Origin of the sequence: Pseudomonas sp. 3296 (assembly GCF_031456615.1) — a bacterium.
Lineage (GTDB): Bacteria > Pseudomonadota > Gammaproteobacteria > Pseudomonadales > Pseudomonadaceae > Aquipseudomonas > Aquipseudomonas mucoides.
This window is the reverse complement of sequence record NZ_JAVDUY010000001.1, coordinates 88,750-104,845: the sequence shown is the minus strand read 5'-3', so window position 1 is coordinate 104,845 and position 16,096 is coordinate 88,750. Positions and strand designations below refer to the sequence as shown.

The window sequence follows — 16,096 nt, the reverse complement described above, 5'->3', positions numbered from 1 at the left end:
CAAGAATGAGAGGTTGCCATGCCTAAGTTCGTCATAGAACGCGAGATCCCCGGCGCAGGAACACTGTCAGAACGGGATTTGAAAGCTGCCGCGCTAAAGTCTTGCAACGTGTTGCGTGAATTGCCTGAGTTGCAGTGGCTTCAGAGTTACGTCACCGGTGACAAGCTCTACTGCGTGTACATCTCACCCAGCGAAGCACTCATCAAGGAACACGCCACCCGCAGTGGTTTCCCGGCCAATCGTATTTCCCAAGTGGCAACCATTATCGATCCCACCACGGCGGAATAGGCCGCGGTCGGTTGCCATCCGTACGGAGCAGACTTCATGAGTACACCGATTGATCTCACTGCCCTGAAAAACCGCCAGATGGCCTCCTGGGCCAGCGGCGACTACGCCATCATCGGCACCACGTTGCAGATTGTCGGCGAGCAGCTGGCCGAAGCCTGCGACCTGCTCTGTGACGAGCGGGTGCTGGACGTCGCCGCCGGCAACGGCAACGCGACACTCGCCGCGGCACGTCGAGGTTGTCACGTCACCTCGACTGACTATGTGGGCGCCTTGCTGGAACGTGGAGAGGACCGGGCCCGGGCAGAACGCCTGGAAGTGACCTTTCAGGTAGCCGACGCCGAAGCGTTGCCATTCGAGGACGCCAGCTTCGATGCCGTGTTGTCGACTTTCGGCGTGATGTTCACGCCCGACCAGTCCAAAGCCGCCACCGAGCTGGCGCGAGTCTGTCGCCCAGGCGGGCGAATCGGCTTGGCCAACTGGACGCCGGAAGGTTTCGTCGGCCAGATGTTCAAGACCCTGGGCCGCCATTTGCCGCCACCAGCGGGCGCGCAACCGCCCTCAAACTGGGGCTCCGAAGCCTGGCTGCACTCGCACTTCGATGAGCGCAATTTCCTGGTCCAGGTGACGCGACGGACCTTCAACTTCCGTTATCGCTCGGCGGCGCATTTCATCGACGTCTTTCGCAACTGGTACGGCCCGCTCCACAAGGCCTTCGCGGCGCTGCCTCCTGAAGGTGCCAAGGCATTTGAGAGTGACCTGACCGAACTGATCAACCGGATGAACAGGGCGGGAGAAAAATCGCTGGTGGTGCCCAGTGAATACCTGGAAGTAGTCATCACAAAACGCTGATTTGGCTTAGATGAAAAGTAGGAGTGAGCCTGCTCGCGATGGCGGCGGTACAGTCAACATTGATGTGGCTGACAGACTGCTTTCGCGAGCAGACTCACTCCTACAGGGAATTGTGGTGTTTTTGAGATTTACGAGAGGCTGGCGCCTCGGGCCGTCAGCAGTTCGCGCAGTACCGAGCGGTGGCAGTGCGCTTCGTCTTCGCAGTAACAACCAACAGCCAATGAGGTTTGATGGGAGAGGGCGGCCAGCAGGTCCAGTAACTGGCTCGGCGCGGGGTGGTTCATTTCAGCCTTGAACTTGCGCCTGAAGGCTTCCCAGGCCTTGTCGTCGGTGGCCGCTTTGGCCTCGGCCACCAATTCCGCACTGGGCGACAGCAGCGGCTGCCACACGTCATAAAAATCCCGGCTGGCAAACTCGGCCTTCGGTACGCCGCGAGGCGGGCGGCGGACCGTACCCAGGCGCAGGCCTTCATCGGGCGTGCGAGGTGAGCCGAGGCGAACGATATGAATGGCCATGGCGGGTTACGAGTGACGCGAGCCGTCAAACCACTCCAGTGCCGTGCGCCAGATGCAAATCCCCAGAAAGTAAGCCGACATCAGCAGCCAGAGCCCCATCACCATCGGATTGATGACCGGATGATTGATCACCAGGGACAGACTGCACAGCAGCCAGATCGCCGTCACGGCGATGTTGATCGGCATGAAGCGGCGCACGCGAAACGGGTGCAGGAACTTCATCCGGGTTACGGTCAGCAAGGCCAGGCCGATGACCGTAAGCAAGGTGATCCAGGGTGACGGGGCGATGATGTACAGGCACAGCGCAACCACGTTCCACGCGGCCGGGAAGCCCTGGAAGTAATTGTCTTTGCTCTTCATGTTGACGTTGCAGAAACAGAACAGCGACGACACCAGAATCAGCGACACGGTCAGCAGCAGCGTGTAGTCCGGCAGCGGGATGTAGCGGTAGATGAACAGCGCCGGAATAAACACATAGGTCAGGTAGTCGATCACCAGGTCCAGGATTGAGCCATCGAAACTGGGCAGCACCGACTGCACATTGACCTTGCGCGCGAGTGCGCCGTCCAGCCCGTCGACGATCAGTGCAACGCCCAGCCACAGCAGGCAATTGGTCGGTTGGTTCTCCAGCAGCGCCAGGGTGGCGAGAAAGGCGGTTACCACGCCGGTCGCGGTAAAACCATGGGCGCCCCATGCTTTGAGCCTGGCAATGTGTAGGGTCGAAATCACAGGGGCGTTCTCCAAAAAAGTGAAGCAAGCCTGTTATCACCCCTTCAAGTGGGGGGTGTCGGCAAACGGGATCGGGTTGCAGGTATCGACCGGGAATTCGGCGATAAGGTTCACCGTCTGTAAATCTTAGCCAATACCCCGGAAAAAACCGGCGTATTCATTGGGGCGAGCAGGTTTGACGTCAGCCCAACGGTGGTGGCGCATTGGCAGGCGAGGTCTATCGTTGCCTGACCGGGTCACTTTCGTTTGATGAGGACGTCGTCATGAACACCAGCGATTTGCTCGAACAATTACTGCGGGCCGGCCAGGGCTCGATGACTCAGCAGGGCGGCGGTGGCGCGTCGTCGCAAGACCCGCTCGGCGGACTGGGCGGGTTACTGGGTGGCCTGATGGGCGGCGGGGTCGGCTCAAGTGCTGGCGGTGGCGGCCTGGGCGGCTTGCTCGGTGGTTTGCTCGGCGGCGGTTCACCGATGGGTGGTTCGACCCAGACTCGCTCCGGTGGCGGCACTAACTATGCAGCGCTGGCGTCGCTGGGGATGATGGCTTTTCAGGCGTATCAGGCCTGGCAGCGCAGTCAGGCCTCTGCCCCGCAACAGGCACCGCGCACGGTGGATCTGTTGTCCGGTCCGGAAGTCGAAGATCACAGCCATGCGGTGCTGCGCGCATTGATTGCGGCGGCGAAGGCCGATGGCCGGATTGATGACGCCGAGAAGGGGATGATCAGCGCTGAAATCGGCAAACACACCGATGACCCGGACCTTCAGCAATGGCTGGATGAAGAGGTCGCCCGACCGCTGGATGCCAACGAAGTGGCGGTGTCGGCGACTGATCCGGCGATTGCGGCGGAGATGTACCTGGCGAGTGTGATGCTGGTGAATGACCAGGGGGAGGCTGAGCGTAATTATCTGGATGAACTGGCCGGGGCGCTGAAGATAGATCCTGAATTACAGGTGCATCTGGAGCAGCAGGCCAGGGGTGGAGCTGCCTGACAAGGCAGCCTCAAAAGCTGTGTTATTCATGAGATTGCTTTCGCGAGCAGGCTCACTCCCACATTTGACCGTGTACTTCAGATAGAACGCGGTCAAATGTGGGAGTGAGCCTGTTCGCGAAGAACGATAACGCGGTCAACCGACCACAAACTTCACGCCATACGACTCGGCAATCTCAAGTATCCGGGGCAGGTCTTCAGGCACTTTGAGCCGATCCACCGCCGCAAAAAACTGCCCACCACGCGGATCCGACACCACACCAATCATCTTCGCCGTCGCGCTGATGTTCTTGTAAGCATGGATCACCCCCCCGGGAATATGCACATACTCCCCGGCCGAAACCGTATTGGACACACCCGCCACCGTCACTTCAACCTGCCCGTCGACTACATAAAACGCCTCGTCCCACGGATGAAAGTGCGGTGGCGGGCCGCCCCCTTGCACACCTTCCTGGATGTGCATTTCAAAGGGTTTGCTCAAATCACCGCCCGCCAGGATCGTGATTTTCTCGCCGACGACATTCACCGGAGCCGGCGATGTTGCCGACTCGATGACATGAACCGTTCGCATGATTGCTCTCCGAAGGATGAACCCACACCTGCTGAGTATATTCACTGACGCGACCCTCAGAACTGCGCCACAGGCCCGTCTGTCCGGGCAATTTCAACGCCGATTGAATTTTTTTCCGGCGCCGTCGCTCTGCTGATGTAGAGACGTGTTGCTGAACGTCCTGCCACTGGCCATAGACCGAGAGATGCGCCCATGACTGCCCTGACACGATTCCACTCCCGGCCTGCCCAGGCGCAGGCAATGACTGCCGTTGGCAGCCTGAAGCAAACCTACGAGCAGTTGCTGCTGAGCGATAATGCCCAGCCTCTTGCGCGCACATTTGTGCACGCACAACTCCAGCATGCAGAGAACCTTGCGCAGGACATGCCGCAAGACCTGTCGGCCCTGCAAGACTTCGTCGAACGACGCTTTGCCGAAGTGGCCCGCCAATATGCTGAGTACCTGAAAGCCCGCAAAGCAGGAGGCCGGCGGCAGTTCTTCAGCAACAAGGCTCACGCCCTGTTTTTCCTGCAAGCGGTTGCCCCCACCAAACTGGTCGACGGTGCCTGGCTGTCCGGGTTGCTGCACCACTGGCGCGATCCGCGTTTCGACGGACTGATCTGCACTTATCTGGAAGAGTTGGGCGACGGCAACCCGGCGCAGAACCATGTGGTGATTTATCAAAGGCTGTTGGCCGATCTGGGTTTGCAGGGCAGCGGCGTCATCGCCGACGAGTATTACCTGCAAGGCGCGATTCAGCTGGCGTTGGGTGAGTGCGCCGACGAATGCCTGCCCGAGGTGATCGGCTATAACCTGGGCTATGAACAACTGCCGCTGCACCTGCTGATCAGCGCTTATGAACTCGCCGAACTCGGCATCGATCCGTTTTACTTCACGCTCCACGTGACCATCGACAACGCCAGCACCGGCCACGCGCACAAAGCCGTACAGGCAATATCGCAACTGATGCCGCTGGAAGGTGATCGTGACGAGTTTTTACGGCGGGTGGCGCTGGGCTATCGGCTGAATGATCTGGGGCAGGGGAGTCGAGCGATCATCGAATCGTTCGACCTCTACCGCGAACTGTTGGGCATGCTGGAACGCAAACGCCCGTTTGGCCAGCACATGCATTCCGACTACTGCCGATTTGAAGGCAAGACCGTCAACCAGTGGTTATCGGCGCCCGAGCGGTTGCCCGGTTTCCTCGCCGCCCTGGAAAACAAGGGCTGGATCAAGCGTCACCAGGACCCGCAAACCAGCCGTTTCTGGCAGTTGATCGAAGGTGACGGCGCGGCCATGTTCGGGGTGTTCAGCCCTTATGAAAAACAGCTGCTGCACGACTGGATTGCCGGCGACTGGACACCCGAATGCCCACCACCGGCCTATCGTCGCAGCCAACACGACGACGTCGAACCGCAATTGCCGGCCAGCGATCCGGATGTTCAGAGCCTGCAGTCCGCGCTGGGGGGACGACCCGCTGCCGAACAGATGCAAGTGCTGATCCCGTGGCTGTCGGCGCAGCGCCACGCGCATCCCGCCGGTCTGCTGGCCACGCGTCGTTTTATCGAGCTCAAGTCCAGCCTTCGCTAAGGAGCCTTGCATGAATCAGGAAGAACACCTGAGCGCTGCCGACCTGGCGTTACTGCAACTGGGACGCCGCTTGCAGGCTGACGGCTATCGATTCATCACACCGACACCGCTGACGCATCAGCGTGTGCTTGATCGTTCCTTCGGGCGACAGGCTCAGACCCTGCGCGATGTGTTCGGTTGGTCGCGGCCGTTCGAGCCCGGTCTGTTGTCGGCGGATGAGCAGCTTCAATTGCAACGGGCTGGCGTGCTCGAGGAAGGCAACGGTCATCTGAAAAGCCGGGTGCGCTGGTCGAACCTGGATGACCTGCTGTTTGTGCACTCCGCCTTTCCCACCGATGCGGCGGACGCGGTGTTCTTCGGACCAGACACCTACCGGTTTGCGCAACTGATCCATGCCCATCTGCAACAGAATTTCGCCCCGATCCGGCGCGCCGTGGACATCGGCTGTGGTGCAGGGGTCGGCGCGATTGTGATTGCCCGCGCACGCCGGGAAGCCGAAGTGCTGGCCGTGGACATCAACCCGTTGGCGCTGCGCCTGACCACGATCAATGCCGCGCTCGCCGAAGTGGCCAATGTCAGCGTCGAGACCAGCGATGTGCTGCAAGACGTCGACGGTCAGTTCGACCTGATCGTCGCCAACCCGCCCTACATGGCCGATCCGGCCGAGCGCGCATACCGACATGGCGGCGGTGCGTTCGGTGCGCAACTGTCGCTGCGCATTGTCGAGCAAGCCTTGAATCGATTGGCACCCGGTGGTTCGCTGGTGTTGTACACCGGGGTGGCGATGATCGATGGCCACGATCCTTTCCTGCAAGCGCTGACCCCGCGCCTTGAGTCGCCGATGTTCGGCTGGACTTACCGCGAGCTCGATCCCGACGTGTTCGGCGAAGAGTTGCTGACCCCGGGCTATCAACGGGTGGAACGGATTGCGGTGGTGGCGCTGACCGTCACGCGAGCCGGCCCCGGTATCGGAGGAATTGTTGAGTCAGCAGCAGGTGCGCCATGAACAAGAACCTCGACGACTACAACCGCATGCGCGATTTTTCGGCGACCTCTGAACCCGCCGCGAACCAACGCCGGGGTAAAAAAGCCGCGAAAGATCACGCGCTGCAATTCTGCATTCAGAAGCATGACGCCTCACACCTGCATTACGACTTTCGCCTTGAGCTCGATGGCGCCCTGAAAAGCTGGGCAGTGCCCAAAGGCCCGTCGCTCGACCCCAAGGTCAAGCGCCTGGCGGTCCACGTCGAGGACCATCCGCTGGACTACGCGACCTTCGAGGGCAGTATCCCGGAAGGGCACTACGGCGCGGGTGATGTGATTGTCTGGGACCGTGGCGTGTGGATCCCGCAGGAGGATCCGGCCAAGGCCTACGCCAAGGGCAAGCTCAAGTTCGAGCTGCAAGGCGAGAAGCTCGGCGGGCTCTGGAACCTGGTGCGCACGCACATGCCGGGCAAGCAGGAGCAGTGGTTTTTGATCAAACACCAGGACAGCGCGGCCAAACCCGAGAGCGATTACGACGTGGTCGCGGCCGAGCCCGACAGCGTGCTGAGTGACCGGGCCATCGTCGCTAAAAAACCGAAGTCTGCAGCTAACCCCCAACCCGTCAAGCAACCCGCGCGCAGGGCTGTACCCAAAGTAAAATCGGCGCCGCTCACGGGCGCCCGCAAAGCCCCACTGCCCGACCAGCTTAAACCCGAACTGGCCACGCTAGTGGAGAAGGCCCCGGACGGCCGGTGGAGTTATGAAATCAAGTTCGACGGCTACCGAATCATGGCCCGTATCGATCACGACGACATCAAGCTATTCACCCGCAACGGTCACGACTGGACCCACAAATTACCTCGGCAAGCCCAAGCGTTAGCGGCGCTTGGCCTCGAATCGGCCTGGCTCGACGGTGAAATGGTGGTGGCCAACGAACAAGGCGTGCCGGACTTTCAAGCGCTGCAAAATGCTTTCGACGCCGGTGCCAGCGCCAACATCCTGTACTACCTGTTCGACCTGCCTTACCTCAACGGCGTGGACCTGCGCGAGGTGCCGGTCGAAGAGCGCCGGGTGGCGCTGGCGACTGTGCTCAACGCCAATCACGACCCGTTGTTGCGCTTCTCGGATTCGTTTGGCGAAGCGCCGGAGGCCTTGCTCAACAGCGCCTGCCAGATGCAGATGGAAGGGCTGATCGGCAAACGACTGGGTTCGCCTTACGTGTCCCGGCGCAGCAGCGACTGGATCAAGCTAAAGTGCAAACACCGCCAGGAATTCGTGGTGGTCGGCTACACCGACCCGAAAGGTTCGCGCAACGCGTTCGGTGCATTGCTGCTCGGCTTGCATGATCGTGACAGCGGCAAGTTGCGTTACGCCGGCAAGGTCGGCACCGGGTTCAACGAGACGACCCTCAAACGCATCTACGCGCAGCTGAAACCGTTGCTGGCGAAGAAACCGTCGGTGGTCAATCCACCGACCGGTTTCGAGGCCAAGGGCGTGCACTGGCTCAAACCCACTCTATTGGCGGAAGTGGCCTTCGCCGAGATGACCAAGGAAGGCTCGGTGCGCCATGCAGTGTTCCATGGCCTGCGCGATGACAAACCCGCTGAGAGCATCACTGAGGAGCGCCCGAACGTGGTGAAGACCCCAGAGAAAAAAAACTCCGCTGCGGCGAAAAAGAAAACCGATTCACCTGCGCCGTCGCAGATCGGCCTGGGCGAGGGCAAGGTGCGCATCACTCATCCTGACCGGGTAATCGACGCCTCCAGCGGCACCACCAAAGTGCAACTGGCCGAGTATTACGCCGGTGTTGCCGAATGGATATTGCCAGAGCTCAAGGACCGTCCCGTGGCGCTGGTGCGTGCGCCGGACGGGATCGGTGGTGAACTGTTTTTCCAGAAAAACGCCGAGCGCCTGGCCATTGCGGGCATCACCACGCTGGACAAGGAACTCACCGGCCAACCGGTGATGATCATCAACAACGCCCAAGCGCTGATCGGCGCCGTGCAGATGAGCACCGTGGAACTGCACACCTGGAATGCCACCGCGGACAACCTCGACCGGCCCGACCGCTTCGTGCTCGACCTCGACCCGGACCCGGCACTGCCATGGAAAAGCATGGTCGAGGCGACACAGCTAACGTTGTCGGTGCTCGATGAGCTGGGATTGAAAGCGTTTCTCAAAACCAGCGGCGGCAAGGGTATCCACCTGGTGGTGCCGCTGACCCGCAAGCTCGGTTGGGACGAGGTGAAGGACTTCAGCCATGCGATTGTCAGCCACATGGCCAAGTTATTGCCGGAACGGTTTTCCGCGGTGTCGGGACCGAAGAACCGGGTAGGGCGGATCTTCATCGATTACCTGCGCAACGGTCTGGGCGCCACCACCATTTGCGCTTACGCAGCGCGCACCCGTGAAGGGTTGCCGGTGTCGGTGCCGATCTTTCGCGAGGAGGTGGCTGAACTCAAGGGCGGCAATCAGTGGAACGTGCACAACGTGCATGAACGCCTGGCCGAAGTGGGCCATGAGCCATGGGCGGACCTCAGGAAAACCCGGCAGACGATTACGGCCGAGATGCGAAGGCGGGTGGGGATGAAAAAATAATCGGTGTTTGAAATGCCAGCGCCCCTTTAATGGGGCGCTGGTCGTTTCTCTTTGTTGCTTGATAAACGGTTATTTTTTATTGATGAACGCCCACAAGTCGGAGTTCAGCTTGTCGATGGCCACTTTGAAATCCTTGGCAGTGACTTTCTGGCTTTCGTTTTCCAGTGTGGTGCCAAAGACCTTGCGCACAACCCGGCCTACGGTCTGATTGGTATTGGCGTCGACAAACTCAGCCTCGATGTACAGCTCGGTGTCCTGGTCACGGTGACCGGTCGCCGCCTGTGTCGCGCCGACGACGGCAGCGATTGGAACGACTTCATACCACTTCATGCCTTCGTTCGAGGCGCTGACCCCGGTGATGGCTGCACGCAGGATCAAGGTTCTGGAACCGGCCGGTGCCGACGCCGAGTTGCTCACAATCCGATATTTGGTGCCCAGCGTGGCTTTGGCCTTGCTGGTCATGTAGTTCTGGATATCGGTCAGCGTCTGCTGATTCACTCGTTCATTGGGTTTCGGCGCTGGATAGAGTTCCAACTTGCTGAACGCCACGGTGTCATACGCATTCGGGTTCCACGACGGGCTCACCCAGCGCATCGCCGTGCCACCGCTTGGTGTTTCGACTTCTTTGAGGTTGTTGTAACTGGACAGGTAGCCGGAGTACTGCTCCTTCTCCGTGACTTTTGAAGTACAACCGCTTAGCAACACGCCGGTCAGTGCAGCACCGATGAACAGGTTTCGGGACAGATTCATAGTGGTGTTTACTCCATGGTTTGAGTCATTTTTTTTTTCATTAACTACACATCAAAAACGCCAAGTCATGTTCCCGGTCAGCGCTTGTATCCAGGCGTTGTCGAATTGACCGGAAATTCGATTGCCTGAAACGGTTTTGGTCTGCTCGACGGGCATGTCACCCAGCCAGACCATGGCCCAACTGACATTGACGTCGGTGTCTTTGTTAAGAGCATAGGTGGCTCCTGTCGCAATGCGCCAGCTTTCGTTCATTGGCACGATGACGCTGCGATGGCTGTCGGAAACGGCACTGCTGTCGTACGCCACGCCGACGTTCCACAACCATTGTTCGGTGGCCTGGTATTGCGCGCCAAGGGAGAGGTGCCAGGTGTCCTTGAAGCCGGCATCGACCGTTTTTGATTGCGCCCCTGCTGCCGTGGTGTCGACCTGTACCCCGATGTCACCGAACTCCGACCAGTCCTGCCAGTTGGCCGAGGCCAGCAAGGCCCATTGCCGATCCAGTTGTTGATACAGACTCAAGGTGACAGTTTGCGGCACCGTTATGTCGAGTTTGGTATTGGTGTTGTTGATGCGATCCAGCAAACGACCATCGCCTTTCACATTCAGTCGATCTTCGAAGTCCAGATCGACCTGGCTGGTGTAAGTCAGGCCAATGCGCGTGCCGGCTTGCGGGGCGTAGATCACCCCGACGTTGGCGCCATAGCCCCAAGTGCCATCCTTGTACTTGTATTGGCCGTCCGTGCGGTCGGTGAGACCCAAGGGGGAGCGGTCGATGGCAGTGTCTGCCTGCAACATGCCGTACATGGCCTTGACGCCCACACCGACCGACCATTGCTCGTTGAAGCGATACGCCACGCTGGGCACCAGGGACAAACCCAGCAGGCTGGAATTTTGCGCGAAGTAGCGGCCGGACCAGTCGTTGTCGTAATTGACCGCCAGACCGAAATCGCCGTACTGGCCGAAACCGATGCTCCAGTGATCGTCGAGTTCATGGGTGATAAAGAAGCTGCCGCCAGGAATCGGGTCGAGGGCATTGCCGCTGCCGCTGCCGGGGGTGTTGGTGCCGGAATCTCGATCGAAGGACAGGTCACCGTAAAGCACTTGCAAACCGCCCGTGATCTGCGTGCCCGGCAAGTAACTCATGCCCGCCGGGTTATTGGCGATGGTCGAGGGGCCTTGAGCGCGGGCGGCGGCGCCGGCGTTGGCCAGGCCGGCGTTATCCGTGCCGATTTCGTAGAGCATGATGCCCCCGGCCCAGGCTTGCTGGCAGCACAGCGCAAGGAGGGTGAAAGTGGGTAAAGCAACTGTTCTTGTTGTCATGGATTTCCCCCAGCATTATCCCTTCGAACAAGGGTAGCTGACGCCAGCTACCCTGGATTCGGCTGTTTACTTGCCCATGGCTGCCCGGGCCGCTTCGATCTTGGCTTTGACCGAGTCGAGGTTGAAGCTCGCGCCTTTTTGCATCGGCGGGAACTCGATGGCGGTCTCAGCCAGTTTGGCCACCTGTTGCTGGACAAACACAAAACGCCAGAACTGGAACTTGAACCAGTCAAAGTACTGCGTCGAACCTTGCGCGGCCCCATTGTCCGCCCAGCCCATGCGCTCGAACGGGTCGAGTCGCAGGTTGGTCAGGTACGGCACGTCCACCGCAACTTTTGCTCCCAGCCATGCACTTGGCTGGTCAATGAAACGATATTTGTAATCATCAATGCGCACCGCACCGAGGGTGCTCTCTCCAAAGTAGAAGATTTCATGCCGGTTGGACGGACCTTTGCCGGTAATCATCGGCGTCTGGTCGTAGCCGTCGAGGTGCACCTTGTAGGTGGTATCGCCCAGTTGTTTGCCCTTGAGCAGTTCTGCGGTGATGTTCGGGTTGCCCGCTGCCGCGACCAGGGTCGGGAACCAGTCCATGCCCGAGATGATGCCGTTGGCGACCTGGTTGGCCGGCACTTTGCCCGGCCAGCGGATAATGGCCGGTACCCGGAAACCGCCTTCCATCACCGTGCCTTTACCCATCGCAAACGGGGTGGTGCCGCCGTCCGGCCAGGTGAAGTTTTCCGCACCATTGTCGGTGGTGAAAATAACGATGGTGTTGTCATCCAGCCCGTCTTTTTTCAGCTTGGCCATGACATCGCCAACGACGTCATCGAGCTGAGCCATGCCGGCTTCCTGTTCCGACCAGCCGTTTTCTGCATTGCGCATGCCTTCGTACTTGTCGGAAAGGTGGGTAACGATGTGCATGCGGGTCGGGTTCAACCAGACGAAAAACGGTTTGTTGTCCTGCTTGGCCTTGTCGATGAAGCTGAAGGTCTTGTCACGAATCTCTTCGTCGACGGTTTTCATCCGGTCCGGATACAACGTGCCGGCGTCTTCGATTTTCTGTTTGCCGACCTTGCCCCAGCGTGGCATCACGGTGGTGTCATCGGTGGTGGTGGCCCAACTGTGGACCATGTTGCGCGGCCCGACCTTGTCCAGCAGTTCCTGCGGATAGTTGGGGTGCGCCGGGTCTTCCATGGCATCGAGGTGGTAGAGGTAACCGAAGAACTCATCGAAACCGTGGACGGTGGGCAGGAATTCGTTCAAGTCGCCCAGGTGGTTCTTGCCGAACTGGCCGGTGGCATAACCCATGGCTTTCAGGGTGGTCGCAATGGTCACGGCTTCGGCAGGAATACCGATGGGCGAACCGGCTTGGCCGACGGTGGTCATGCCAGTACGGATCGGCAGTTCACCGGTGATGAAGTTGGCGCGCCCGGCCGTGCAACTGGCCTCGGCGTAATAATCGGTAAAGCGCATGCCCTCATTGGCGAGCTGGTCGAGATTGGGTGTACGACCGGCCATCATCCCTTGGTTGTAGACGCCGATGTTGGACCAGCCAATATCGTCGCCCATGATCACCAGAATGTTGGGTGGCTTATCGGCGGCGTGAGACATGCCGGCAATAGACATCGCAGACAACAGTAGAGGCACGGCGAGTACGGAGGATAATTGTTTCCGGTTCATGTCGAGTTCCTTTGCAGGGCGTTAGCACTCGGAGAGAAGCCCCCCCGGCCTCACTGAAATATTGGATCCCCCGCGAACAGCGTAGGTAAGGATCGTGAAATATCCAGAAACGGACATGCGAAAACAGTCCAGGCCGGCTCAACAATGCGATTTATTCGGCAATGTGTTGATGTGCGTCATCAAGTTACGCTTTGGACGCCAGCCTGTTCGTGTTCAGCCGGGAAGATCAACTGCCTTGCGGCACCACCCGGGCATCATTGCCTGAGCCTTCGATGTAAACGTTCATGCCTTTACCCAGGGAGGGATTGATCGGCTGGGTCACCGATACCAGCACGCCACTTTTGACCCGCACGATGATCTGCTGCGCCTCGACCGGTTGATCGTACTTTTTCTTCTCGGCGTAATTACCGCCAACCGCACCGGCGAGCGCGCCAGCAACCATGGCGACATCGCGACCGGTGCCACGCCCGATCAGGCTGCCGATGCCGAGCCCGCCCAGGCCACCGAGCACTGCGCCAACACCGCTGTCGTGATTGGTCTGCATCTGTGTGAGGGTTATCTGCTCGATCTTTCCTGAGCGAATCTCCATTTCACCAGCACCACCACCGCTTGATCCCACGGCGGCACAGGCACTGATCAACACCATCGCTAATGTGACAGTCATCCAGGACAGGACAGTTTTCATGCTTCGATCCTCGTTATCAGGAGTGGTTTGGAACAGGACTCAACTGCGAACGAACGCCCGCAGATCAGCATTCAGTTTGTCGATTGCGTCTTTAAAGTCCTTGGCGGTGATTTTCTGACTCTCGTTTTCCAGTTGACTGCCGAATACCTTGCGCACCACTTTGACCATGGGCTGATGGGTTCTCGCGTCAATAAACTCGGCTTCGATAAACAGATGAGTATCTTGATCCCGGTGGCCGGTGACGGCCTGTGTCGCGCCGATAACGGCCGCGATCGGCATCACCTCGTACCACTTCATGCCTTCGTTCGAAGCGCTGACGCCCGTGATTGCCGCACGCAGGACCAGCGGGTGAGACCCGGCCGGTGCAGCGGCCGCGCTAGACGCCCTGCGGTACTTCTGGCCCAGCACGCTTTTGGCCTTGCTGGACATGTAGTTCTGCAGGTCGGTCAGGGTCTTCTGATTGACCTGCTCATTGGGTTTGGGCGCGGGATAAAACTCCAGCGTCCTGAACGCAATGGTGTCGTACGCATTCGGGTTCCACGACGGGCTCACCCAGCGCATCGCCGTTCCACCGCTGGGCGTCTCCACTTCCTGCAGGTTGTTGTAGTTCGACAGGTAGCCGGAGTACTGCGTCGTCTCGGTGACTTTCGAGGTGCAGCCGCCGAGCAGGAGCCCAGCCAATGCGGTGCAAAGGAGCAGGTTGCAGGACAGGTTCATGGTGGTGCGTGCTCCATCGATGAAGCCCAATGTTCGGTCGTGAAACAGCCGGCCAGCGCTCACCGGCTCTCGAAATCCATATACCTCTGCGGAGAGCGTAGGTAGCAATTGCCAAATATCCAGCAATTGTTGACTTCGCTGATTGTTTACGTTCGTTTCGGCCCGCTATTTTTTCGATGGAATGGCGGATGCCATAAAACTGGGCTTTGCTGATAGGCGACGTCACATCCGTCACGAGGCGTTCAACGCCTGACCTCTCTCTGCGGAGAACATCCGATGCCCACCCGCCAACAGCCTGTTCGCTGGCTCTCGATCAGCGTTGTCATCGCGGCGTTCACGCCCCCGTTGTATGCCGGCCAGACACCAGCCGTCGATGCACCGACGGCGCAGTTGGAGCCCAAAGCGCTGGATGTTCTCAAGGCCATGAGCGCCCGGCTGACCAGCACTCAGGGTCTGAGTTTCAAAGCCGTGACCACCTACGAAAAGCCCAGCCGGCTGGGGCCGGCCCTGGCCTACAGCACGGTGGCGCTGGTCAATGAACAGCGCCCGGATCGCCTGCGTGTCTTGACTTCGGGCGACGGTCCGGCCACCGAGTTTTATTACGACGGCAAGCAAGCTTATGCCTATGAGCGAAAAGACAACCTGCTTGCACAAGTCGATGCGCCGCCGACCATCGATGCAACGCTGGAGGCTGCGTATAAGCGCGCCGCCATCTATTTTCCGTTTACCGACGTGATCGTTGCTGATCCGTATAAAGACTTGTCCAGGGACATGCGTATGGCGTTTTACGTCGGCCAGTCCACGGTGGTCGGCGACACCACCACTGATGTGATTGCCTACACCAGCGACACCGTGTTCGTCCAAGCCTGGATCGGTACCGAGGACAAGCTCCCGCGCCGGTTGCGGGCAGAGTTTCTCGATGACCCGAGCCGATCCCGGCATCAGGTCGATTTCAGTGACTGGAAGCTCAGTTCGGCGATGCCTGCGACGTTCTTCAAACCCGACCAGATCGAATCGGCGCACCGTATCAAGTTTGCCCCGCCACCCAGCCTTCGTGCCCCGCAAGGCGTTAAAGAGCCGGTCACAAAACCCTGAACGAGGAGGTTGAATCATGAACAGATCTACCTTGAAGTTCGCGGGGCTGCTAGTCGCCGCGCTGGTGTGTAACGAGGCGGTAGCCTGGTCTCACGCCGGTCGTTTTGGAGGGGGATACGGCGGAGGGGGGTCATGGAGTCGATCCGGCGAATTCGGCTCGGCTTCGGGCGGCGATGGCAGTTGGAGTGGCGAAACCGATCGCGGCGGCTCGGCGTCCGGTGGCGATGGGTCCTGGTCGGGCACGGGGGCCGAAGGTGGAACAGCGTCCGGCGGGGAGGGGGCCTGGCATGCACAAGGTGAAAATGGCGCCAACGCTTATGGCGACCACGCCGACGGTTATGGCACGACGGCTTACCGGGGCCCCGCTTATGGGGGAGGCGCTTACCAGTCAGTTCCTTACGGGACGGCCTACTATCATCCGCCCGCCGCTGTGATCGCCAGCAGCGGCTGTTATTACTGCGGCGGCGGAGTCAATCCGGCAGCCGCCGTTGCGACGGGCGTGGCGGTGGGTGAGGCTGCAGGAACGGTGGCCGACGAGAATGCCGACGCCGACGATTTTAGCGCTGGCTATAACGCCGGGATGGTTGCTTCAGGACCGCCGAGCATGCCCTTGGGCCAAACCTATGCCAGCCTGCCTCCCGGATGTCATTTGCAGACTTTTTCCCAGAACACGTACTACCAATGCGGCAATGCCTGGTTGCAACCCGCCTATGGCGCCAACGGGGTGTATTACACCGTGGTGACACCCCCGTGATCGC

16 protein-coding genes are annotated in these 16,096 nt (G+C 59.7%); 8 read left to right on the top strand and 8 right to left on the bottom strand.

The window, feature by feature from the left end:
* Positions 1-18: 18 nt before the first annotated feature.
* Positions 19-288: a DUF4242 domain-containing protein gene (locus J2X66_RS00550; protein ID WP_310259501.1), complete on the top strand. Its 270-nt coding sequence runs from the start codon at positions 19-21 to the stop codon at positions 286-288.
* Between the two features lie 36 nt (positions 289-324).
* Entirely contained in the window at positions 325-1,137 is an 813-nt protein-coding gene (locus tag J2X66_RS00545) for a class I SAM-dependent methyltransferase (RefSeq protein ID WP_310259498.1), read from the top strand.
* Between the two features lie 128 nt (positions 1,138-1,265).
* On the opposite strand, the gene J2X66_RS00540 is transcribed toward J2X66_RS00545, so the two are convergent.
* Together J2X66_RS00540 and pcsA are read right to left on the bottom strand one after the other, a co-directional pair.
* Positions 1,266-1,652 carry a DUF488 domain-containing protein gene (locus J2X66_RS00540; RefSeq protein WP_027925248.1) on the bottom strand — a complete coding sequence of 129 codons (387 nt, stop codon included), beginning with the start codon at positions 1,650-1,652 and terminating at the stop codon, positions 1,266-1,268.
* 6 nt (positions 1,653-1,658) lie between these two features.
* Positions 1,659-2,381: a phosphatidylcholine synthase gene (pcsA, locus tag J2X66_RS00535; RefSeq protein ID WP_310259492.1), complete on the bottom strand. Its 723-nt coding sequence runs from the start codon at positions 2,379-2,381 to the stop codon at positions 1,659-1,661.
* Between the two features lie 263 nt (positions 2,382-2,644).
* On the opposite strand from pcsA, the gene J2X66_RS00530 reads away from it, so the two are divergent.
* Positions 2,645-3,370 (top strand): tellurite resistance TerB family protein, encoded by a 726-nt coding sequence (locus J2X66_RS00530; RefSeq protein WP_310259489.1) that lies wholly within the window; start codon positions 2,645-2,647, stop codon positions 3,368-3,370.
* Positions 3,371-3,505: 135 nt separating this feature from the next.
* Here J2X66_RS00530 and J2X66_RS00525 read toward each other — a convergent pair whose 3' ends face one another.
* The gene (locus J2X66_RS00525; RefSeq protein ID WP_310259486.1) at positions 3,506-3,940 is read right to left on the bottom strand and encodes a cupin domain-containing protein; all 435 of its coding nucleotides are present in this window, start codon (positions 3,938-3,940) and stop codon (positions 3,506-3,508) included.
* Positions 3,941-4,132: 192 nt separating this feature from the next.
* Between J2X66_RS00525 and J2X66_RS00520 the strand changes: the two genes are divergently transcribed.
* The 3 genes from J2X66_RS00520 to ligD are packed head-to-tail and all read left to right on the top strand — an operon-like array spanning position 4,133 to position 9,091.
* Entirely contained in the window at positions 4,133-5,509 is a 1,377-nt protein-coding gene (locus J2X66_RS00520) for an iron-containing redox enzyme family protein (protein ID WP_310259483.1), read from the top strand.
* 10 nt (positions 5,510-5,519) lie between these two features.
* Positions 5,520-6,515 carry a class I SAM-dependent methyltransferase gene (locus J2X66_RS00515; RefSeq protein WP_310259480.1) on the top strand — a complete coding sequence of 332 codons (996 nt, stop codon included), beginning with the start codon at positions 5,520-5,522 and terminating at the stop codon, positions 6,513-6,515.
* Positions 6,512-9,091, top strand: coding sequence for a DNA ligase D (ligD, locus tag J2X66_RS00510; protein WP_310259477.1), 2,580 nt, complete (start codon positions 6,512-6,514; stop codon positions 9,089-9,091). Before J2X66_RS00515 ends, ligD begins: the two co-directional genes overlap by 4 nt.
* Positions 9,092-9,160: 69 nt before the next feature.
* Here ligD and J2X66_RS00505 read toward each other — a convergent pair whose 3' ends face one another.
* The 5 genes from J2X66_RS00505 to J2X66_RS00485 all read right to left on the bottom strand — a co-directional run bounded on the left by J2X66_RS00505 (position 9,161) and on the right by J2X66_RS00485 (position 14,243).
* A complete protein-coding gene (locus J2X66_RS00505) occupies positions 9,161-9,841 on the bottom strand; it encodes a DUF3313 domain-containing protein (RefSeq protein WP_310259473.1) in 681 nt (226 codons plus the stop codon).
* Positions 9,842-9,892: 51 nt separating this feature from the next.
* Positions 9,893-11,161 carry an outer membrane protein transport protein gene (locus J2X66_RS00500; protein ID WP_310259470.1) on the bottom strand — a complete coding sequence of 423 codons (1,269 nt, stop codon included), beginning with the start codon at positions 11,159-11,161 and terminating at the stop codon, positions 9,893-9,895.
* A 66-nt stretch (positions 11,162-11,227) separates the two neighbouring features.
* On the bottom strand, positions 11,228-12,841 hold the full coding sequence (locus tag J2X66_RS00495) for an arylsulfatase (protein WP_310259467.1): 1,614 nt from the start codon (positions 12,839-12,841) through the stop codon (positions 11,228-11,230).
* A gap of 226 nt (positions 12,842-13,067) precedes the next feature.
* Positions 13,068-13,526, bottom strand: coding sequence for a glycine zipper 2TM domain-containing protein (locus J2X66_RS00490; protein WP_310259464.1), 459 nt, complete (start codon positions 13,524-13,526; stop codon positions 13,068-13,070).
* A 39-nt stretch (positions 13,527-13,565) separates the two neighbouring features.
* Complete coding sequence (locus J2X66_RS00485; protein ID WP_310259461.1) at positions 13,566-14,243, bottom strand: DUF3313 domain-containing protein; 678 nt, start codon at positions 14,241-14,243, stop codon at positions 13,566-13,568.
* A gap of 276 nt (positions 14,244-14,519) precedes the next feature.
* Between J2X66_RS00485 and J2X66_RS00480 the strand changes: the two genes are divergently transcribed.
* Both J2X66_RS00480 and J2X66_RS00475 read left to right on the top strand, forming a co-directional pair.
* Positions 14,520-15,338, top strand: coding sequence for a DUF2092 domain-containing protein (locus tag J2X66_RS00480; RefSeq protein WP_310259458.1), 819 nt, complete (start codon positions 14,520-14,522; stop codon positions 15,336-15,338).
* A 16-nt stretch (positions 15,339-15,354) separates the two neighbouring features.
* Positions 15,355-16,092: a hypothetical protein gene (locus J2X66_RS00475; protein WP_310259455.1), complete on the top strand. Its 738-nt coding sequence runs from the start codon at positions 15,355-15,357 to the stop codon at positions 16,090-16,092.
* The last annotated feature ends 4 nt before the right edge of the window (positions 16,093-16,096 follow it).